Annotated in this window: 16 protein-coding genes; 10 read left to right on the forward strand and 6 right to left on the reverse strand. The window is 68.8% G+C overall.

Annotated features, from left to right (window positions below; genetic code table 11):
• Positions 1-24 precede the first annotated feature (24 nt).
• The 4 genes from glcE to proC all read left to right on the forward strand — a co-directional run bounded on the left by glcE (position 25) and on the right by proC (position 4,040).
• Positions 25-1,113, forward strand: a complete 1,089-nt coding sequence (gene glcE, locus C3Y15_RS22275; protein ID WP_059736013.1) for a glycolate oxidase subunit GlcE — start codon at positions 25-27, stop codon at positions 1,111-1,113.
• Between the two features lies 1 nt (position 1,114).
• Positions 1,115-2,341 carry a glycolate oxidase subunit GlcF gene (gene glcF / locus C3Y15_RS22280; protein WP_034194445.1) on the forward strand — a complete coding sequence of 409 codons (1,227 nt, stop codon included), beginning with the start codon at positions 1,115-1,117 and terminating at the stop codon, positions 2,339-2,341.
• A 142-nt stretch (positions 2,342-2,483) separates the two neighbouring features.
• A complete protein-coding gene (locus C3Y15_RS22285; RefSeq protein WP_011883328.1) occupies positions 2,484-3,182 on the forward strand; it encodes a YggS family pyridoxal phosphate-dependent enzyme in 699 nt (232 codons plus the stop codon).
• 45 nt (positions 3,183-3,227) lie between these two features.
• Complete coding sequence (proC, locus tag C3Y15_RS22290) at positions 3,228-4,040, forward strand: pyrroline-5-carboxylate reductase (protein WP_014722473.1); 813 nt, start codon at positions 3,228-3,230, stop codon at positions 4,038-4,040.
• A gap of 123 nt (positions 4,041-4,163) precedes the next feature.
• Here the strand turns inward: proC and ubiA are convergent, their stop codons facing one another.
• The 6 genes from ubiA to recG all read right to left on the reverse strand — a co-directional run bounded on the left by ubiA (position 4,164) and on the right by recG (position 12,423).
• Positions 4,164-5,036, reverse strand: coding sequence for a 4-hydroxybenzoate octaprenyltransferase (gene ubiA / locus C3Y15_RS22295; protein ID WP_059474730.1), 873 nt, complete (start codon positions 5,034-5,036; stop codon positions 4,164-4,166).
• Positions 5,037-5,425: 389 nt separating this feature from the next.
• On the reverse strand, positions 5,426-5,914 hold the full coding sequence (gene dpsA, locus C3Y15_RS22300; RefSeq protein ID WP_011883325.1) for a non-specific DNA-binding protein DpsA: 489 nt from the start codon (positions 5,912-5,914) through the stop codon (positions 5,426-5,428).
• A gap of 123 nt (positions 5,915-6,037) precedes the next feature.
• Positions 6,038-6,187, reverse strand: a complete 150-nt coding sequence (locus tag C3Y15_RS31830) for a hypothetical protein (protein WP_011883324.1) — start codon at positions 6,185-6,187, stop codon at positions 6,038-6,040.
• A 108-nt stretch (positions 6,188-6,295) separates the two neighbouring features.
• Entirely contained in the window at positions 6,296-8,482 is a 2,187-nt protein-coding gene (katG, locus tag C3Y15_RS22305) for a catalase/peroxidase HPI (RefSeq protein WP_011883323.1), read from the reverse strand.
• A gap of 492 nt (positions 8,483-8,974) precedes the next feature.
• Positions 8,975-9,934, reverse strand: a complete 960-nt coding sequence (locus C3Y15_RS22310; RefSeq protein ID WP_011883322.1) for a LysR substrate-binding domain-containing protein — start codon at positions 9,932-9,934, stop codon at positions 8,975-8,977.
• Positions 9,935-10,071: 137 nt separating this feature from the next.
• Positions 10,072-12,423 (reverse strand): ATP-dependent DNA helicase RecG, encoded by a 2,352-nt coding sequence (recG, locus tag C3Y15_RS22315; RefSeq protein WP_059624060.1) that lies wholly within the window; start codon positions 12,421-12,423, stop codon positions 10,072-10,074.
• A gap of 167 nt (positions 12,424-12,590) precedes the next feature.
• Here recG and queA point away from each other — a divergent pair, with 167 nt between their 5' ends.
• From queA to C3Y15_RS22345, 6 genes are all read left to right on the forward strand, one after another.
• A complete protein-coding gene (queA, locus tag C3Y15_RS22320; protein WP_059888942.1) occupies positions 12,591-13,652 on the forward strand; it encodes a tRNA preQ1(34) S-adenosylmethionine ribosyltransferase-isomerase QueA in 1,062 nt (353 codons plus the stop codon).
• Between the two features lie 157 nt (positions 13,653-13,809).
• Positions 13,810-15,003 carry a tRNA guanosine(34) transglycosylase Tgt gene (tgt, locus tag C3Y15_RS22325; RefSeq protein WP_034194442.1) on the forward strand — a complete coding sequence of 398 codons (1,194 nt, stop codon included), beginning with the start codon at positions 13,810-13,812 and terminating at the stop codon, positions 15,001-15,003.
• A 271-nt stretch (positions 15,004-15,274) separates the two neighbouring features.
• Entirely contained in the window at positions 15,275-15,598 is a 324-nt protein-coding gene (gene yajC, locus C3Y15_RS22330) for a preprotein translocase subunit YajC (RefSeq protein ID WP_011883318.1), read from the forward strand.
• Between the two features lie 106 nt (positions 15,599-15,704).
• Positions 15,705-17,726 carry a protein translocase subunit SecD gene (gene secD / locus C3Y15_RS22335; protein WP_059474733.1) on the forward strand — a complete coding sequence of 674 codons (2,022 nt, stop codon included), beginning with the start codon at positions 15,705-15,707 and terminating at the stop codon, positions 17,724-17,726.
• Positions 17,727-17,744: 18 nt separating this feature from the next.
• Positions 17,745-18,695: a protein translocase subunit SecF gene (gene secF / locus C3Y15_RS22340; protein ID WP_011883316.1), complete on the forward strand. Its 951-nt coding sequence runs from the start codon at positions 17,745-17,747 to the stop codon at positions 18,693-18,695.
• Between the two features lie 359 nt (positions 18,696-19,054).
• The gene (locus C3Y15_RS22345; RefSeq protein WP_059694046.1) at positions 19,055-20,473 is read left to right on the forward strand and encodes a S41 family peptidase; all 1,419 of its coding nucleotides are present in this window, start codon (positions 19,055-19,057) and stop codon (positions 20,471-20,473) included.
• The last annotated feature ends 6 nt before the right edge of the window (positions 20,474-20,479 follow it).

Consider the following 20,479-nt stretch of genomic DNA (forward strand, 5'->3'; position numbering starts at 1 on the left):
ACAACAACGAGGCAGCAACGGAACATGGAAGAGGACGACATCGTCGCCGGATGGGCCGAGCGCGTGCGCGCCGCCAGCGCCGACGGGCGGCCGCTGCGGGTCCGCGGCGGCGGCACCAAGGACTGGTACGGCCAGACGCTGGACGGCGAAATACTCGACACGCGCGCGTTTCAAGGCGTCGTGTCGTACGACCCGGCCGAGCTCGTCGTCACGGTGCGCGCGGGCACGCCGCTCGCGCAGCTCGAAGCCGTCCTCGCCGAGCGCGGCCAGATGCTGCCGTTCGAGCCGCCGCACTTCGGCCGCGCGGCCACCGTCGGCGGCTGCATCGCGGCCGGTCTCGCCGGCCCGCGGCGCGCGGCCTGCGGCGCGCCGCGCGACTTCGTGCTCGGCGTCACGCTGATGAACGGGCGCGGCGAAGTGCTGCGCTTCGGCGGGCAGGTCGTGAAGAACGTCGCCGGCTACGACGTGTCGCGCCTGATGGCCGGCGCGCTCGGCACGCTCGGGCTGATGCTCGAGCTGTCGATCAAGCTGCTGCCGGTGCCGGTCGCCGAAGTCACGCTGAAGTTCGAGATGACGGCCACCGACGCGGTGCGCAAGCTCAACGAATGGGGCGGCCATCCGCTGCCGGTGAGCGCGAGCGGCTGGCGCAACGGCACGCTGGTGCTGCGGCTGTCCGGCGCGGAAGCGGCGGTCAAGTCGGCGAAAACGCTGCTCGGCGGCGAAGTCGTCGATGCGGTCGAAGCCGAGCGCTTCTGGGCCGGCCTGCGCGAGCACACCGATCCGTTCTTCAACGGCATTCCGCCCGGCTATGCGCTGTGGCGCCTGTCGCTGCCGTCGATCACCGAGCCGATGCATCTGGCCGGCAACCAGCTGATGGAATGGGGCGGCGCGCAGCGCTGGTGGATCACCGACGCCGATGCGCAGACGGTGCGCATGAGCGCGAAGCAGGCCGGCGGCCACGCGACGCTGTTCCGCGCGGGCGATTCCTACGACCGCAGCGCCGGCGTGTTCACGCCGCTGCCCGCGCCGCTGATGAAGATCCACCGCGGGCTGAAGGCCGCGTTCGATCCGGCGCGCATCTTCAACCGCGGCAGGCTCTACCCCGATCTCTGAGATGCAAACGAACCTCGCCGATTTCATCCGCAACACGGCCGACGGCGACGAGGCCGACGCGATCCTGCGCAAGTGCGTGCATTGCGGCTTCTGCACCGCGACGTGTCCGACCTACCAGCTGCTCGGCGACGAACTCGACGGCCCGCGCGGCCGCATCTACCTGATCAAGCAGATGGTCGAAGGCGCGCCCGTCACGCGCAGCACGCAGCAGCACCTCGACCGCTGCCTCACCTGCCGCAGCTGCGAGACGACCTGCCCGTCGGGCGTGCAATACGGCCGGCTCGTCGAAATCGGCCGCAAGCACGTCGAGGCGCAGGTGCAGCGCCCGGCGCAGCAGCGGCTGATGCGCCGGCTGCTCGCGAGCGTCGTGCCGAACGCGGCGCTGTTCTCGCCGATGATGCGGCTCGGCCAGCACGTGCGGCCGCTGTTGCCGAAACGGCTGCGCGACAAGGTGCCGCCGCGCACGCGGCTGCTCGAGTGGCCGCAGCAGCCGCATGCGCGCAAGATGCTGATGCTCGGCGGCTGCGTGCAGCCGTCGATGCTGCCGAACATCAACATCGCGACCGCACGCGTGCTGGATGCGCTCGGCATCGAGACGGTCGTCGCGCCGGACGCCGGCTGCTGCGGCGCGATCCGGCTGCACCTGAACTATCACGACGACGCGCTCGACGACGCGCGCCGCAACATCGACGCGTGGTGGCCGCATGTCGAGCAAGGCGCCGAGGCGATCGTGATGAACGCATCGGGATGCGGCGCGACGGTGCTCGAATACGCGCACCTGCTGCGCGACGACCCGGCCTATGCGGAGAAGGCACAGCGCATCGTCGCGCTCACGCGCGACATCTCCGACGTGCTGCTCGCGTCCGAGGCCGAGCTGGCGACGCTCGCGCGACGCCGCGCGATCCATACCGTCGCGTACCACCCGCCGTGCACGCTGCAGCATGGCCAGCAGTCGCGCGGCAAGGTCGAGCGCCTGCTCGAGACGCTCGGCATCGACGTGCGGCTGCCGGTCGACAGCCATCTGTGCTGCGGGTCGGCCGGCACCTATTCGCTGACCCAGCCGTCGCTGTCGTACCGGCTGCGCAAGCAGAAGCTGCTGAAGCTGCAGGCGCTCGAACCGCAGATGATCGTATCCGGCAACGTCGGCTGCATCGCGCACCTGCAAAGCGGCACGCAGATTCCGGTCGTGCACTGGGTGCAGCTCGTCGAGCATCTGCTGTACGGCTGACGCGAGCGGCGGCCCGCTGCGGCGCGGCGCGCCGTCCGCCTGCCGTCCGTCCGCGTGCCGTCCGTATAATGGGCGCTTTGCTGCGGCGCATGCGGTGCCGCAGCGCGCCGTCTCCGCTTCAGTGCCAGCTTCCGTGCCCGTCATGTCCGATCTCGCCGCCCGCCTCGACTCCGTTCACCGCCGCATCGCCGACGCCGCCCGCGCAGCCGGCCGCGATCCCGCGACCGTCTCGCTGCTCGCCGTGTCGAAGACCTTCCCCGCCGACGACGTGCGCGCCGCGCACGCGGCCGGACAACGCGCGTTCGGCGAGAACTACGTCCAGGAATCGATCGACAAGATCGACGCGCTCGCCGACCTGCGCAGCGCGCTCGAATGGCATTTCATCGGGCCGCTGCAGTCGAACAAGACGCGCGCGGTGGCCGAGCGCTTCGACTGGGTTCATTCGGTCGACCGGCTGAAGATCGCGCAACGCCTGTCCGAACAGCGCCCGCCGCAGTTGCCGCCGCTGAACGTGTGCATCCAGGTCAACATCAGCGGCGAGGAATCGAAGAGCGGCGTCGCGCCGGCCGACGTGGCCGAGCTCGCACGCGCGGTCGCCGCGCTGCCGGCGCTGCGGCTGCGCGGCCTGATGGCGATCCCCGAGCCGGCCGGCGATACCGATGCGCAACGCGCGCCGCATCGCGCGCTGCACGCGCTGTTCGACACGCTGCGCGCGCACGGGCTGGCCCTCGACACGCTGTCGATGGGCATGTCCGCGGATCTCGAAGCGGCGGTGCTCGAAGGCGCGACGATCGTGCGCGTCGGCACCGCGATCTTCGGCGCGCGCGACTATTCGCACTGAGCGCCGCGCCGCCTTTCCGTTCACTCACTCGCTCAATCCGACATCATGAAAATCGCATTCATCGGCGGCGGCAACATGGCCGCGGCCCTGATCGGCGGGCTCGTCAAGCGCGGCGTCGCCGCCGACGGCCTGTACGCCATCGACGTCAACGAGGACGTGCGCGCGCGTGCCGCGCAGCAGTTCGGGATCCGCACCGGCGCGGCCGTCGACGCGACGCTCGCCGATTACGACGCGATCGTGCTCGCGGTGAAGCCGCAGGTGCTGAAGGAGGTCGCGCAGGCGCTCGCGCCGCACCTGAAGTCGCAGCTGGTGATCAGCATCGCGGCCGGCATCCGCGGCGCCGACCTCGCGCGCTGGCTCGGCGGCTACACGCGTGTCGTGCGCACGATGCCGAACACACCGGCGCTGGTCGGCATGGGCGTGACGGGCCTCGCGGCGCTGCCGGGCGTCGACGCGACCGGTCGCGAACTGGCGTCGAGCGTGCTCGGCGCGGTCGGCGAGATCGTCTGGTTCGACGACGAAGCGCAGCTCGACGCGGTCACCGCGATCTCGGGCAGCGGGCCGGCCTACGTGTTCTATTTCATCGAAGCGCTGCAGGAGGCCGCCCGCCGCCTCGGCCTGAACGACGAACAGGGCCGCGCGCTCGCGGTCGCGACGTTCGCCGGCGCCGCGCAGCTGGCCGCGCAGTCGGGCGAGCCGGCGAGCGTGCTGCGCGAGCGCGTGACGTCGAAAGGCGGCACGACGGCCGCCGCGCTCGCGTCGTTCGACGCGCAGCAGGTGAAGGAAGCGATCGTGCGCGGCGCGCTCGCTGCGCACGCGCGCGCGCAGGAAATGGGCGACGAGCTCGGCCGCGCGTAAGCGCTGCAGCCTGCGCCGGTTTCCCGGTGCGCCAACAAAAAAGCGGCCTCGGCCGCTTTTTTGTTGCATCGCGCCTTCGCGGCGCCTGCCAGCTCAGGCCGGTTCGGGCCGGTTCACGCCGGTTCAGTTACCGGCCGCACCGGCCACCAGATAGTGCGCGGCGATCCCGGCGAACAGCACGCCGCCAAGCCAGTTGTTGTGCCGGAATGCGGCGAAGCACGGCATCCGCTCGCGGTCCTTGATCAGCGTGTAGTGATACAGCGCGCAGCCGAGCGCCGCGGCCCAGCCGGCCCAGAACGCGAGCCCGAAGCCGAGCGTCGCGCCGATCCATGCGTAGATGCCGAGCGTCACCGCATAGCAGAGCATGATGGCCGCGACGTCGAAGCGGCCGAACGTCAGCGCGGACGTGCGGATCCCGATCTTGATGTCGTCGTCGCGGTCGACCATCGCATATTCGGTGTCGTACGCCACCGACCAGAACACGTTCGCGACCAGCATCACCCACGCGAGCGCCGGTACCGTGCCCTGCACGGCCGCGAATGCCATCGGGATGCCGAAGCCGAACGCGATGCCGAGGTACGCCTGTGGAATCGCGAAAAAGCGCTTCATGAACGGATACGAGCCGGCCACGAACAGCGCGACGACCGAAAGCTCTTTCGTCAGCGTATTGAGCGGCAGGATCAGCAGGAACGCGACGAACGACAGCACCACCGCGATCGCGACGGCCTCCCATGCGCGGATCTTGCCCGAGGTCAGCGGCCGATCGGCCGTGCGCTTCACGTGACGATCGAAATCGCGGTCGGCATAGTCGTTCATCGCGCAGCCGGCCGAGCGCATCAGCAGCGTGCCGAGCGCGAAGATCGCGACCAGCGGCCAGCGCGGACGGCCGTCCGACGCGATCCACAACGCGTTGAGCGTCGGCCACAGCAGCAGCAGGCTGCCGATCGGCTTGTCCATCCGGACGAGCCGCAGATACAGGGGAAAGCGGGCAAGCATGGCGAAACACCGGGTAGGGAATCCCGGCATTTTAGAGCCGAGCGGCGGTCCGCGTCATGTCGCGGTGGGCGGCGAGCCGCCGCAGGATGCGGGTCGGCGGCGCCGCGCGGGCCGTTGCGGCGCGGCGCCGTCATCGGGGGCCGGATCCAGGGACGCAGGCCGGTCGGCATGCGGCGGGTAGGCGCTGGGTAGCCTGCGGGCCGATGACGATGCCGAGGCCGGCCGCGCGTTACGTGGCCGGTAGTAAGCGGCGGCTCATGCGCGAGCGACAGTACGCAACCGACTCTACCGGGCGGACCGTAGGCACGCGGCTTTACAGAAACCGACCGTAAGCCGCGACCACCAAGCGACGACCGCACCCGACCGGCGACGGCCCCCGCCCCACCACCTTACGCGAGCAGCGACCGCAGCATCCACGCGGTCTTTTCATGCGTCTGCAGTCGCTGCGTCAGCAGGTCGGCGGTCGGCTCGTCGCGCGCCGCATCGGCGAGCGGGAAGATCTCGCGCGCGGTGCGCACGACGGTCTCGTGCCCTTCGACGAGCTGCCGGATCATCTCTTCGGCCGCCGGCACGCCGTTCGCTTCCGGCACCGACGACAGCTTTGCAAAATCGGCGAACGTGCCCGGCGCGACGACGCCGAGCGTGCGAATGCGCTCGGCGACCGAATCGACCGCGAGCCACAGTTCGTTGTACTGCTCCTCGAACATCAGGTGCAGCGTGTTGAACATCGGACCCGTGACGTTCCAGTGGAAGTTGTGGGTCTTCAGGTACAGCGAAAACGTGTCGGCGAGCAAACGCGACAGGCCGTCCGCGATCTTCTTGCGGTCCTTGTCGCTGATGCCGATGTTGATCTGCGTGACGTTACCTTTCTTGGCCATCTTCGAGACTCCTTGTTCGAAACGTTGAACCGACGAAAGCGCGCGCAATCCGCATGCCGCATGCCGCGTCGCGGGCATCCGGGCGCGACTTGCCAGTCTAGCGCGATGAGCGAATCGTTGCGCTCAGTGTCCCGCCCCGAGCGACGCGAGCGCGTGCAGCGCCTGCGTGGCCAGCTCGGCCGCGCCGCCGATGACGATCGCGAACCCGAAGACGCGCCGTACCAGCTCGGCCGGCGTATATGCTGCGCGCATGTTGAGGATCATTTGCGTCATGGTCGTTTCTCCTTCGACAAGACCAGATGGTGAATCGGAAGAAAAAACGGCCGGTCGTGCGACCGGCCGCTTCACGTTGCAACGCGACGGACTATCGCGTCACGATGCTCATGCGAGGTCGAAGCGGTCGAGGTTCATCACCTTGTTCCAGGCCGCGACGAAATCACGCACGAACTTCTCGTTCGCGTCGGCGCTGCCGTACACCTCGGCCAGCGCGCGCAGCTGCGAGTGCGAGCCGAAGATCAGGTCGACGCGCGTGCCGGTCCATTTCAGCTGCCCGCTCGCACGGTCGCGCCCTTCGAACACGTCGTTCGCCGCCGACGCCGGCTTCCACTCCGTGCCCATGTCGAGCAGGTTCACGAAGAAGTCGTTCGACAGCGTGCCCGGACGATCGGTGAACACGCCGTGCTGCGCGCCGCCCGCGTTCGCGCCCAGCACGCGCAGGCCGCCGATCAGCACGGTCATCTCCGGCGCCGTCAGCGTCAGCAGCTGCGCCTTGTCGACCAGCAGCGCCTCGGCCGGCGTCTTGTACGCGGCCTTCAGGTAGTTGCGGAAACCGTCGGCGACCGGCTCGAGCACGGCCATCGCGTCGACGTCCGTCTGCTCCTGCGACGCGTCCATCCGGCCCGCGGCGAACGGCACCGTGACCGCGACGCCTGCCTGCTTGGCGGCCTGTTCGACGCCGGCCGCACCGGCCAGCACGATCAGGTCGGCGAGCGACACCTTCTTGCCGCCCGTCTGCGCGTCGTTGAACGCCTTCTGCACGCCTTCGAGCGTCTCGAGGACCGCCGCGAGCGCCGCCGGCTGGTTCACCGCCCAGTCCTTCTGCGGGGCGAGGCGGATGCGTGCGCCGTTCGCGCCGCCGCGCTTGTCCGAGCCGCGGAACGTCGATGCCGACGCCCATGCGGTCGACACGAGTTGCGCCACGGTGAGCCCGGTCGCGAGGATCTTCGCCTTCAGCGCGGCCGCATCGGCGTCATCGATCAGCGGGTGGTCGACGGCGGGAATCGGGTCCTGCCACAGCAGTTCCTCGGCCGGCACTTCCGGGCCGAGATAGCGCGAGCGCGGGCCCATGTCGCGGTGCGTGAGCTTGAACCACGCACGCGCAAACGCGTCGGCGAACTCGTCCGGGTTCTCGTAGAAGCGGCGCGAGATCTTTTCGTAGGCCGGATCGAAGCGCAGCGACAGGTCGGTCGTCAGCATCGTCGGGCGATGCTTCTTCGACGGATCGAAGGCATCGGGAATCACCGCCTCGGCATCCTTCGCGACCCACTGGTGCGCGCCGGCCGGGCTCTTGGTCAGCTCCCATTCATAGCTGAACAGGTGCTTGAAGAAGTCGTTGCTCCATTGGGTCGGCGTCGACGTCCACGTGACTTCGAGGCCGCTCGTGATCGCGTCGCCGGCCTTGCCCGAGCCGTAGGTGCTCTTCCAGCCGAGGCCCTGCTGCTCGATGCCCGCCGCTTCCGGCTCGGCGCCGACGTGCGATGCCGGGCCCGCGCCGTGCGTCTTGCCGAACGTGTGGCCGCCGGCGATCAGCGCGACCGTCTCTTCGTCGTTCATCGCCATGCGGGCGAACGTGTCGCGGATGTCGCGCGCGGCCGCCACCGGATCGGGCTTGCCGTCCGGGCCTTCCGGGTTCACGTAGATGAGGCCCATCTGCACGGCCGCGAGCGGATTCTCGAGATCGCGGTCGCCCGAGTAACGGCTGTTCGGGCCGCCGCTCAGTTCCAGCCAGATCTTTTCCGAACCCCAGTAGACGTCGTCCGGCTCCCACGTGTCGGCACGGCCGCCGCCGTAACCGAAGGTCTTGAAGCCCATCGATTCGAGCGCGACGTTGCCGGTCAGGATGAACAGGTCGGCCCACGAGATGTTGCGGCCGTACTTTTGCTTGATCGGCCACAGCAGGCGGCGCGCCTTGTCGAGGTTGCCGTTGTCGGGCCAGCTGTTCAGCGGCGCGAAGCGCTGCTGCCCGCCGCCCGCGCCGCCGCGCCCGTCGGCGATCCGGTACGTGCCCGCGCCATGCCAGGCCATCCGCACGAACAGGCCGCCGTAGTGACCGAAGTCGGCCGGCCACCAGTCCTGCGACATCGTCATCAGCGCATGCAGGTCGCGCTTCACCGCTGCGAGGTCGAGCTGCTTGAACGCCTGCGCGTAGTCGAACTCGGCGTCCATCGGATCGGACAGCGCCGAATGCCGGTGCAGGACCTCGAGGTTCAGCCGGTTCGGCCACCAGTCATGGTTCGACGTGCCGCCGGCCGCCGTGTGGTTGAACGGACATTTCGATTCGGTCGACATGCTTTTCTTCTCCATTGTTTGCTCGTAGGCCCCCACGTGCCGTGGCGCGGTCAGTGAAGCATTGCGGGGGATAAGACGGAACAGGCTCGTACACCTGTGTTGCTATCGGATGTCGTGCGTCGTGGCCGCAGCGCGGCTGGCCCGCCGATCCTGCGCGGCGGCTCTCATCCGCCGTACGCGCGGTCCGCGAGATACGCATACGCGAGCGGGCCCAGGCTGCGGGCCGCGGCCCGCGCACGATTGACGACTTCATCGCGCAACGGCATGTTCCGCCGCGCGTGCTCCAATACCGATCGCATCATGACATCCTCCCCTGACCCTTGCACCCAGCGTGCAGACCGCGTTTGACCGGCCTGCTGCATCCATGTCGACCATTCTATTTTCATCTATCGACATTTTGAATTTGATAACTTTTATCTATGCGATAGGGAAAAATAAACGGGGCCTCGGAACCCCGTTCATCGGCCGGCGCACGGCGTACGCCACGTGTGCTCAGTTCATCGTCGCCGGCATGTCGAGCTTCGCGACGCCCGGCAGCTCGCAGGCGGCGATCGCCTCGCTGATCGCGTCGATCGCCGGCATCCGCGTGAAGCTCTTGCGCCACACGAGCACGACGCGACGGTCCGGCACCGGTTCGTGGAACGGCACGTACGACAGCAACTCGGCGTCGGGGCCGTTCGCGCGCGGGCCGATCTCGGCGACCGACATCCGCGGCAGCACCGTGATGCCGACGCCGCTCGCGACCATATGGCGGATCGTCTCGAGCGACGAGCCTTCGAAGGTCTTCTGGATCCCGTCGGCCGTCTGCGAGAAGCGCATCAGCTCCGGGCACACGCCGAGCACGTGATCGCGGAAGCAGTGGCCGTTGCCGAGCAGCAGCATGGTTTCCTGCTTCAGGTCCTCGGCGTCGATTTCCTCGCGCTTCTCCCACGGATGGCCGGCCGGCAACGCGACCACGAACGGCTCGTCGTACAGCGGCCGGACCATCAGGCCCGTTTCGGGGAACGGCAGCGCCATGATGGCCGCGTCGATCTCGCCCTGCTTGAGCAGCTCGAGCAGCTTCAGCGTGTAGTTCTCCTGCAGCATCAGCGGCATCTGCGGCACGCGCTGGATCATCTGCTTGACGAGCGTCGGCAGCAGGTACGGCCCGATCGTATAGATCACGCCGAGCCGGAACGGGCCGACCAGCGGGTCCTTGCCCTGCTTCGCGATCTCCTTGATCGCGAAGGTCTGCTCGAGCACGCGCTGCGCCTGCGTGACGATCTGGTCGCCGATCGGCGTCACGCTCACTTCGCTCGCGCCGCGCTCGAAGATCTGCACGTTGAGCTCGTCTTCCAGCTTCTTGATCGCCACCGACAGCGTCGGCTGGCTCACGAAGCACGCTTCGGCCGCGCGGCCGAAATGCCGCTCGCGCGCCACCGCGACGATGTACTTCAGTTCAGTCAGGGTCATTGTGGGTCAATCAGGGATATGCATGCGATAGGTTTAATTTATACACCTACCGGCACCGGTTCGCAAAGTTTCTCTGTATCGCGGGCCGTCGACGCCGGGCCGACGCGTGCTTTTCGATCCGGCCCCGCGCCGACCGGTCAGGCCTTCAGGTACTGTTCGCGCGCGCCGAGCCAGCGCGCGAGATGCTGCGTGACCACGTCCGGATACGCGGCGATCAGCCGCGCCGCCGCGTCGCGCGCCGGATCGATCAGCCAGCCGTCGGTCTCGAGGTTCGCGAAGCGCAGCATCGCCGCGCCCGACTGGCGGGCGCCGAGGAATTCACCGGGCCCGCGGATCTCGAGATCACGCCGCGCGATCTCGAAGCCGTCGGTCGTCTCGCGCATCGTCTTGAGCCGCTCGCGGCCGGCGAGCGACAGCGGCCCCGAGTACAGCAGCACGCACACCGACGCCGCGGTGCCGCGCCCGACCCGGCCGCGCAGCTGGTGCAGCTGCGCGAGGCCGAAGCGCTCCGCGTGCTCGATCACCATCAGCGACGCGTTCGGCACGTCGACGCCGACTTCGATCACGGTCGTCGCGACCAGCAGCTGCACGTCGTTGCGCGTGAACGCGTCCATCACGGCCGCCTTGTCGGCGGGCGACAGCCGGCCGTGCACGAGCCCGACCTTCAGCTCGGGCAGCGCCGCGGCGAGCGTCTCGTAGGTCTCGACGGCCGTCTGCAGCTGCAGCGTCTCGCTCTCCTCGATCAGCGGACACACCCAGTAGACCTGACGCCCGGTCAGCGCGGCCTCGCGCACGCGCGCGATCACCTCGCCGCGCCGCGCGTCGGCGACGAGCCGCGTGAGCACCGGCGTGCGGCCCGGCGGCAGCTCGTCGATCGTCGACACTTCGAGATCGGCGTAGTACGTCATCGCGAGCGTGCGAGGGATCGGCGTGGCCGACATCATCAGCTGGTGCGGCTGGAAGTCGCGCGCGCCGTTGGCCGCGTTCGCCGCCTTCGCGCGCAGCGCGAGACGCTGCTCGACGCCGAAGCGATGCTGCTCGTCGACGATCACGAGCCCGAGCCGCGCGAACTCGACGGTGTCCTGGATGATCGCGTGCGTGCCGATCACGAGCTGCGCGGTGCCGAGCGCCGCGGCTTCGATCGCCGCGCGCTTCTCCTTCGCCTTCAGGCTGCCCGCGAGCCAGGCGACCGAGACGCCGAGCGGCTCGAGCCATGCGCGCAGTTTGCGCGCATGCTGTTCCGCGAGGATTTCGGTCGGCGCCATCAGCGCGGCCTGGTAACCGGCGTCGATCGCCTGCGTCGCGGCCAGCGCGGCGACGACCGTCTTGCCGCTGCCGACGTCGCCCTGCAGCAGCCGCTGCATCGGGTGCGGCAGCGTCAGGTCGTGCGCGATCTCGTCGACGACGCGCGACTGCGCGCCGGTCAGCGTGAACGGCAGCGCCGCGTACAGACGGGTGGTCAGCGAGCCGGCGTCGTCCGCGGCGCGGCGCGGCATCGCCGGCGCCGAGCGCGTGCGGCGCTCCTCGTGCGCGCGCTTGAGCGACAGCTGCTGCGCGAGCAGCTCCTCGAACTTGATGCGCGTCCAGGCCGGGTGCGAGCCGTCCATCAGCGCCGCCTCGTCGGAATCGACGCCGGGGTGATGCAGGATGCGCACGGCCTGCGCGAGCGTCGGCACGCCGAGCGGCTTCAGGTAGTCGCGCTCGATCTCGGGCGGCAGCAGCTCCGGCAGCGGCGTGCGCTCGACCGCGTTTTCGATCGCCTTGCGCAGATACGCCTGCGACACGCCGGCCGTGCTCGGATAAACGGGCGTGAGCACCTGCGGCAGCGGCGCATCGGCTTCGACCACGCGCACGACCGGATGCACCATCTCCATCCCGAAGAAGCCGCCGCGCACGTCGCCGCGCACGCGCAACCGCTGGCCGACGGCCATCTGCTTGACCTGCGAGCCGTAGAAATTCAGGAAGCGCAGCACGAGCTGCGCGCCGTCGTCGTCGCGGATCTTCACGACCAGCTGGCGGCGCGGCCGATATGCGACTTCGTTGTCGAACACGACGCCTTCGGTCTGCGCGATGCCGCCCGGCAGCAGCTCGTCGATCGGCGTGAGCGTGGTTTCGTCCTCGTAGCGCATCGGCAGATGCAGCACGAGGTCGATCGAGCGGGTAAGGCCGAGCTTGGCGAGCTTGTCGGCCGTCTTCACGGGCTTGTCGGCGGCCGGCTTCTTCTTGCGCTTCGGAGCTGCGGCGCCGGTGGCGGCCGCGCCGGCTGCGTCGCCGTCGCCGGCCGCTGCGGCATCGGCATCGGCCTGCTGCGCGGCGGCCGGCTGCGCGAGCCGCCCGTCGGCGCGGCGCCGCGGGCTCGCGCGGCGCGCCGGCGCACCTTCCGGCTGGCCGCCCGGGCCGGGCGACGCGGCGGTGTCCGCGTCGAACGGATCGGCGGGATCGGCTGAATCGGCAACGGTGGCGGCGCTACGGCGTGGTGACACAGGCATCGGATCGTCAGGGTGCTTCACAAGGCAAGTACAATAGCGGCTTTCACGTCGTCCGAACGAACGACGCCGGCCAGGCCGCGGACCCCGCCATCATAGCGGCTCGCGCGCGCCATTCACGCATTTCCGCCTTGTCGGCGGCGCCCGCCGGCCGTTCCGAACCAGCCCGCATGTTCACGCTCTCCGATTTCGATTTCAATCTGCCGCCCGAGCTGATTGCCCAAACCGCGCTGCCCGAGCGCACCGCGAGCCGCCTGCTCGAGGTCGACGGCACCGTGGCGCCCGCGCGCCTCGTCGATCGCCGCTTCGCCGAGCTGCCGTCGTGCATCGCGCGCGGCGACCTGCTCGTGTTCAACGATACCAAGGTGCTGAAGGCGCGCTTCTTCGGCCAGAAGGCCAGCGGCGGCAAGATCGAGGTGCTGATCGAGCGCGTGACCGGCACGCACACGGCGCTCGCGCAGATCCGCGCGAGCAAGTCGCCGGGCGCCGGCACGACGCTGCGGCTGGCCGACGCGTTCGACGTGACGGTCGGCGAACGCGTCGAGCCGTTCTTCACGCTGCACTTCCCGCAGCCGTGCCTCACGCTGATCGAGCAGTACGGCCGGCTGCCGCTGCCGCCGTACATCGAGCACGACGCCGACGCGACCGACGAGACGCGCTATCAGACCGTCTATGCGAGCAACCCGGGCGCGGTCGCCGCACCGACGGCCGGCCTCCATTTCGACCAGCCGCTGCTGGAGAAGCTCGACGCGATGGGCGTCGAGCGCGCGACGCTGACGCTGCACGTGGGCGCCGGCACGTTCCAGCCGGTGCGCGTCGAGAACATCGCCGAGCACCGAATGCACAGCGAGTGGTACGACCTGCCGCAGTCGCTGGTCGACAAGATCGCCGCGACCCGCGCGCGCGGCGGCAACGTGATCGCGGTCGGCACGACGTCGATGCGCGCGCTCGAAGCCGCGGCGCGCAGCGCCGAAGCCGCCGGCCGGCCGCTCGCGGCAACCCAGGACGAAACCGACATCTTCATCACGCCCGGCTACCGTTTTCGCGTCGTCGACCGGCTGGTGACGAATTTCCACCTGCCGAAATCGACGCTGCTGATGCTGGTGTCCGCGTTCGCGGGCGTCGAGACGATCCGCGCCGCGTACCGGCACGCGATCGACGAGCGCTACCGGTTCTTCAGCTACGGCGACGCGATGCTGCTCACACGGCGCGACACGCCGGAGCACGCGTAAGCGCGGCCGCTTCGCCATCGCTTCACCGCCGTTTCACCGCTGTTTCACCGCCGCGCGCGCCACGCGCCGCCGCGACCGCTTTTTTCCCGCCGCCCTTTCCGGGCGGCGTTTCGCAACATGCGCCGGACTGTTTTCCGGTAGCAAGGAGAATCACGCGATGACCGAAGGTTCATCCCACGACACGCACGCGAGCGCCGACGTGCACGAACGCCCGGCCAACGGGCTCGAATTCGAGCTGCTGACCACCGACGGCCACGCGCGCCGCGGCCGCGTCAAGCTCAACCACGGCGTGGTCGAGACGCCGATCTTCATGCCGGTCGGCACGTACGGCACGGTCAAGGCGATCCAGCCGCGCGAGCTGCACGAGATCAACGCGCAGATCATCCTCGGCAACACCTTCCACCTGTGGCTGCGCCCCGGCCTCGACACCATCGACGCGCACGGCGGGCTGCACCGCTTCATGGGCTGGAACAAGCCGATCCTGACCGACTCGGGCGGCTTCCAGGTGTTCTCGCTCGGCGACCTGCGCAAGATCACCGAGGACGGCGTCACGTTCGCGTCGCCGATCAACGGCGACAAGCTGTTCCTGTCGCCGGAAGTGTCGATGCAGATCCAGAAGGTGCTGAACTCCGACATCGTGATGCAGTTCGACGAGTGCACGCCGTACGCGACCAACGGCGTGCCGACCACGCACAAGGAAGCGGCCGATTCGATGCGCATGTCGCTGCGCTGGGCGAAGCGCTCGCTCGACGAATTCGACCGGCTCGGCAATCCGAACGCGCTGTTCGGGATCGTCCAGGGCGGGATGTTCGAGGATCTGCGCGACGAATCGCTCGCGGGCCTGTCGGAGCTCGGCTTTCACGGCCTCGCGATCGGCGGGCTGTCGGTCGGCGAGCCGAAGGAAGACATGATGCGCGTGCTGCGGCACGTCGGCCCGAAGCTGCCGGCCGACAAGCCGCACTACCTGATGGGCGTCGGCACGCCGGAAGACCTGGTCGACGGCGTCGCGAACGGCATCGACATGTTCGACTGCGTGATGCCGACCCGCAACGCGCGCAACGGCTGGCTGTTCACGCGCTTCGGCGACGTGAAGATCCGCAACGCGACGCACAAGAATTCGCTGAAGCCGCTCGATCCGACCTGCAGCTGCTACACGTGCCGGAACTTCTCGCGCGGCTATCTGCACCATCTGCATCGCGTCGGCGAAATCCTCGGCGCGCAGCTGAACACGATCCACAACCTGCACTACTACCTGCAGCTGATGAGCGAGATTCGCGAAGCGATCGAAACGCATACGTTCGACGCGTTCCGCCAGCGCTTCGCGCAGGATCGCGCGACCGGGGTCGACTGAACGGACGGCGCGCCGGCCGTGCATGCGCGCGGCCCGTATCACGACCGGCATAACAGCCCGTATCGCAGCCCGTATCGCAACCCGTTTCGCGCGCCGCAACCGGCAGTCGCGGCCGGCGAATATTACAATCAGCTTTCCAGACGCGCGACAGCGGTGCCGGTTCGTGCTTTAACAGCTTGATCCGAAAGCGCATTTGCTGCGCCGTTTGCGCTTGGGGCCGGTGGTAGAATAACCGGCTTATTTTTCGATCTTCCCCTACGGAGAGACCAACGTGCCGTTCATTTCCAATGCCTTCGCGCAAGGTGCCGGTGGCGCCGAATCGAGCCTGATGAGCTTCCTGCCGCTCATCCTGATGTTCGCGGTGCTGTACTTCATCATGATCCGTCCGCAGATGAAGCGCCAGAAGGAGCACCGCAACATGCTCGCGGCCATGGCGAAGGGCGACGAAGTCGTCACGAGCGGCGGCCTCGTCGGCAAGGTGACGAAGGTTTCCGAAGGCTACATCGGCGTCGAGATCGCCGAAGGCACCGAAATCACCGTGCAGAAGTCTGCGGTCACGACCATTCTGCCGAAGGGCACGATCAAGTCGCTGTAAGGCTTTCAACGAGCGTCCGGCTCCCCGCGTCGTGCCCGCCTGACAGCGCGGGCCGGCGCGGCGCCGGACGCGACGCTTTCACGCCAACCATCCGTTCGGCCCCCTCATGAATCGTTATCCAATCTGGAAATATGTCGTGATGGTCGTGGCGCTCGCCATCGGCTTTCTGTACACATTGCCCAACTTCTTCGGCGAAGCGCCGGCGGTGCAGGTGTCGAGCGGCAAGGCCACGGTCAAGCTCGACTCGGCCACGCTGACCCAGGTCGAAGCCGCGCTCGCGTCCGCACAGATCAAGCCGGACGACGTGACCTTCGAGAACACGGCGACCAACGCGAACATCCGCGTGCGCCTGAAGGACACCGATACGCAGCTGCGCGTCAAGGACCTGCTGCAGAAGTCGCTGAATACCGACCCGAACGATCCGCAGTACGTCGTCGCGCTGAACCTGCAGAGCGCGTCGCCGCGCTGGCTGACGGCCATCCACGCGCTGCCGATGTACCTCGGCCTCGACCTGCGCGGCGGCGTCCACTTCCTGCTGCAGGTCGACATGACCGGCGCGCTGACGAAGAAGCTCGACTCCGACGCGACCGACGCGCGCGCCTTGCTGCGCGACAAGAACATCCGCGACGGCGGCGTGAGCCGCGTCGATCAGTCCGTCGTCGTGAATTTCAGCGACGCGCAGACGGCCGAAGACGCGCTCAAGGCGCTCGCCGCGTCGATCACCGAACTGCAATGGGCGACCCAGCCGGGCGGCGGCGGCACGCAAGTGGTCGGCACCTTCACGCCGGCCGTGCAGAAGTCCGTCGAGGACGCCGCGCTCAAGCAGAACCTGACCACGCTGCACAATCGCGTGAACGAGCTCGGCGTGTCCGAGCCGATCCTGCAGCAGCAAGGCAGCGACCGCATCGTCGTCGAGCTGCCGGGCGTGCAGGACACCGCGAAGGCGAAGGACATCATCGGCCGCACCGCGACGCTCGAGGCGCGCCTCGCCGATCCGATCAACACGCACCCGAACCCGAACGACCCGGTGCCGCCGGGCGAGGAACTGTTCACGCAGGGCAACCAGGCGCCCGTGCTGCTGAAGAAGGACGTGATCTTCACCGGCGACCGCATCATCGACGCGTCGGCCGGCTTCGACGAACACCAGCGTCCGTCGGTCAACATCCGTCTCGACTCGGCGGGCGGCCGCTCGGTGCGCGCGGTGTCGCGCGAGAACATCGGCAAGCCGATGGCGATGGTGCTGTTCGAGAAGGGCAAGGGCGAAGTGCTGACGGTCGCGACGATCCAGTCCGAACTCGGCGACCGCTTCCAGATCACCGGCCAGCCGACGCCGCAGGCCGCGGCCGACCTCGCGCTGCTGCTGCGCGCCGGCTCGCTCGCCGCACCGATGGACATCATCGAAGAACGCACGATCGGCCCGAGCCTCGGCGCGGACAACATCAAGATGGGCGTCCACTCGGTGATCTGGGGCTTCTGCGCGATCGCCGTGTTCATGGTCGCGTACTACATGCTGTTCGGCGTGATCTCGGTGATCGGCCTGTCGGTGAACCTGCTGCTGCTCGTCGCGGTGCTGTCGCTGATGCAGGCGACGCTGACGCTGCCGGGCATCGCGGCAATCGCGCTCGCGCTCGGCATGGCGATCGACTCGAACGTGCTGATCAACGAGCGCGTGCGTGAAGAACTGCGCGCCGGCCAGCCGCCGCAGCTCGCGATCCAGTCGGGCTACGCGCACGCCTGGGCGACGATTCTCGACTCCAACGTGACGACGCTGATCGCCGGCCTCGCGCTGCTCGCGTTCGGCTCGGGCCCGGTGCGCGCGTTCGCGATCGTGCACTGCCTCGGCATCCTGACGTCGATGTTCTCCGCGGTGTTCTTCTCGCGCGGGATCGTCAACCTCTGGTACGGCGGCCGCAAGAAGCTGAAGTCGCTCGCGATCGGCCAGGTGTGGAAGCCGGAAGGCGCGGCGGCCGGCGCGACGTTCGCGGCAGCCGACGAATCGACCGACACCGCGCGCGCCGCGAAGCTCGCCGCGCCCGCGAAAGGCAATGGGCCGCGCGCCGGCAAGCCGCAGCTGCGCAACCGCGCGCAGCCAGGCGTGCCGCCGAAGAAACCGGGCTCGACCCAATAAGGCGCCGGAGACGAAGCCATGGAATTTTTCCGCATCCGTAAAGACATTCCGTTCATGCGGCACGCGCTGGTGTTCAACGTGATCTCGCTGGTCACGTTCATCGCCGCCGTGTTCTTCCTGTTCCACCGAGGGCTGCACCTGTCCGTCGAATTCACCGGCGGCACGGTGATCGAGGTCCAGTACCAGCAGGCCGCGCAGCTCGAACCCGTGCGCGACACGCTCGGCAAGCTCGGCTACGCCGATGCGCAGGTGCAGAACTTCGGCACGTCGCGCAACGTGCTGATCCGCCTGCAGCTCAAGCAAGGTCTCACGTCCGCGCAGCAGAGCGACCAGGTGATGGCCGCGCTGAAGGCGCAGAGCCCCGACGTGACGCTGCAGCGCGTCGAGTTCGTCGGCCCGCAGGTCGGCCGCGAGCTCGCGACCGACGGGCTGCTCGCGCTCGCGTGCGTCGTGATCGGCATCGTGATCTACCTGTCGTTCCGCTTCGAATGGAAGTACGCGGTCGCCGGCATCATCGCCAACCTGCACGACGTCGTGATCATTCTCGGCTTCTTCGCGTTCTTCCAGTGGGAGTTCTCGCTGGCGGTGCTCGCGGCGATCCTCGCGGTGCTCGGCTACTCGGTCAACGAATCGGTGGTCATTTTCGACCGGATCCGCGAGACGTTCCGCCGCGAACGCAAGATGAGCGTGCAGGAAGTGATCAACCACGCGATCACGACCACCATGTCGCGTACGATCATCACGCACACGTCGACGGAAATGATGGTGCTGTCGATGTTCTTCTTCGGCGGCCCGACGCTGCACTACTTCGCACTCGCGCTGACGGTCGGCATCATGTTCGGCATCTACTCGTCGGTGTTCGTCGCGGGCTCGCTCGCGATGTGGCTCGGCATCAAGCGCGAAGACCTCGTCAAGGAAAAGAAGACGGCCCACGATCCGGACGATCCGAACGCGGGCGCGCAGGTTTGAGCGGCGCGGCGTTTGGGGGCTTTTTCGGCGGCTTTTTCGGCCGCTTTCCGAAGTAGCGAAAGGCCGGTTCCTCAGGGACCGGCCTTTTTTTATCGGCGTGCGGTTTGCCGCTTGCCGCCTGTCGCCTATCGCGATGCCGCCGCGCGGGCGTCGGCTACAATCGCGACACCGCCCCGCCCCGTCCCCCACTCGCCGAAGCCGCGCTCCTCATGAACCCCGTCATGCCTGCCATTCGTCGCGTCGTCGCGTCGCGCACCGGTGCGATCACCGCGGCGGTGTTCATTGCATTTGCATTCGAATTAGCGCCCGCGGCGCTCGCGCAAACCGTCCCGGCCAGCGCCACTACCGCAACCACCGCCATGCCCGCGCCCGCCGCCGCGCCGCTACCGTCACCGTGTCCGCCCGACTGGGAAGCGCAGCTCTGCGAACTGAAATCGGCGATCGAAGTGCTGAAGAAGCAGCATCTGACCGACGTCGACATCGGCGCGCTGCTCGACGCGACCGTGCACGCCGGGATCAAGACGCTGCCGTACGCGCGCTTCTTCAACGCGGCCGAGCGCCGGCAGCAGCTCGACGACGAGCGTCGCGCGCGCGACGGCACGCCGGGCATCGGCATCGTGTTCGAGACGCGGCCCGACGGCCTGCACATCATCGACGTGATTCCCGACGCGCCCGCGGAGAAGGCCGGCGTGCGGCCCGACGATCTCGTCGTCGCGATGAACGACCAGAGCGTGGTCGGGCTCGACAGCGCCGACGTCGTGAAGCTCGCGAAAGGCGACGCGGGCGTGCCGCTGAAGCTGACGATACGGCGCGGCCCCGGGCAGGCGACGCTCGTCGTCGCGCCGGTGCGCGCGATCGTCCGCCCGCACCCGGCGAGCGCGAAGCGGCTCGCCGGCGACATCCTGTACACGCGGCTGTCGAGCTTCCCCGAGCCCGCGGTCGGCAACTACATCGACGCGGTCGAGGCCGCGCGCCGCAATGGTCCGCCGGTGAAAGGCGTGATCCTCGATCTGCGCATCAATGGCGGCGGCGCGCTGAATGCGGCGATCGGCATCACCGCGCTGTTCGCCGGGCGCGAGCGCACCGCGATGGTGACGCTCGAACGCGACGGCAGGAACCGCCGCCGCATCACGACCAACTGGCCGGACTACGAACTGCCGGTGATGCACGGTCAGGATCCGCTCGCGCCGCTGCAGGCCGACGACTGGTGGCGCACCGTGCCGCTCGTCGTGCTCGTCGACGGCCAGAGCGCGTCGGCGGCCGAAGCGACCGCGGCCGCGCTGCGCGATCTCGGGCGCGCGCGGCTGCTCGGCATGCCGACCTACGGCAAGGGGCTCGCGCAGACGGGCGTCGATCTGATCGACGGCACGCGGCTCAATCTGACGTTCGCGCGCAACCTGCGGCCGAACGGCTGCCCGATGGACGGCTACGGCGTCGTGCCCGACTGGCTCGTCCCGCCGCGCCGCGACTCGGACGTCGACGGCGTGCTGCTGTGGTACCGCGAGGTCGATCTCGCGCGTGCGCCGTATGCGGACCGGCTCGCGCCCGATCCGTTCGCCACGGTGCGCGACGCCCGGCGCAAGCTGCGCGACGCGCGCGTGCGCGCGAAGGTCGAGATGTCGAAGAGCGCGGCGCTGCCGCAGCGCGAATTCGGCACGGCCGCGGACTGGCAGCTGCGCCAGGCGCTGGCCGCGCTCGCCGGGCGGCCGGTGCAGACCGTCGCCGCGCCCGCGCAGCTGATGCCGGCCCAGCCGGTATGCGAGCGCCGCGACGACTGACGCGCG

Source organism: Burkholderia sp. B10 (genome assembly GCF_004368385.1).
Taxonomy (GTDB): Bacteria; Pseudomonadota; Gammaproteobacteria; order Burkholderiales; family Burkholderiaceae; genus Burkholderia; species Burkholderia vietnamiensis.

Coding starts and splice junctions, on each gene's coding strand:
- C3Y15_RS31830 (WP_011883324.1), bottom strand. CDS start 6,187: ATGACGCAAATGATCCTCAACATGCGCGCAGCATATACGCCGGCCGAG.
- ubiA (WP_059474730.1), bottom strand. CDS start 5,036: ATGCTTGCCCGCTTTCCCCTGTATCTGCGGCTCGTCCGGATGGACAAG.
- glcE (WP_059736013.1), top strand. CDS start 25: ATGGAAGAGGACGACATCGTCGCCGGATGGGCCGAGCGCGTGCGCGCC.
- secF (WP_011883316.1), top strand. CDS start 17,745: ATGGAATTTTTCCGCATCCGTAAAGACATTCCGTTCATGCGGCACGCG.
- secD (WP_059474733.1), top strand. CDS start 15,705: ATGAATCGTTATCCAATCTGGAAATATGTCGTGATGGTCGTGGCGCTC.
- recG (WP_059624060.1), bottom strand. CDS start 12,423: ATGCCTGTGTCACCACGCCGTAGCGCCGCCACCGTTGCCGATTCAGCC.
- katG (WP_011883323.1), bottom strand. CDS start 8,482: ATGTCGACCGAATCGAAATGTCCGTTCAACCACACGGCGGCCGGCGGC.
- C3Y15_RS22345 (WP_059694046.1), top strand. CDS start 19,055: ATGCCCGCGCCCGCCGCCGCGCCGCTACCGTCACCGTGTCCGCCCGAC.
- proC (WP_014722473.1), top strand. CDS start 3,228: ATGAAAATCGCATTCATCGGCGGCGGCAACATGGCCGCGGCCCTGATC.
- glcF (WP_034194445.1), top strand. CDS start 1,115: ATGCAAACGAACCTCGCCGATTTCATCCGCAACACGGCCGACGGCGAC.
- tgt (WP_034194442.1), top strand. CDS start 13,810: ATGACCGAAGGTTCATCCCACGACACGCACGCGAGCGCCGACGTGCAC.
- C3Y15_RS22285 (WP_011883328.1), top strand. CDS start 2,484: ATGTCCGATCTCGCCGCCCGCCTCGACTCCGTTCACCGCCGCATCGCC.
- dpsA (WP_011883325.1), bottom strand. CDS start 5,914: ATGGCCAAGAAAGGTAACGTCACGCAGATCAACATCGGCATCAGCGAC.
- C3Y15_RS22310 (WP_011883322.1), bottom strand. CDS start 9,934: ATGACCCTGACTGAACTGAAGTACATCGTCGCGGTGGCGCGCGAGCGG.
- queA (WP_059888942.1), top strand. CDS start 12,591: ATGTTCACGCTCTCCGATTTCGATTTCAATCTGCCGCCCGAGCTGATT.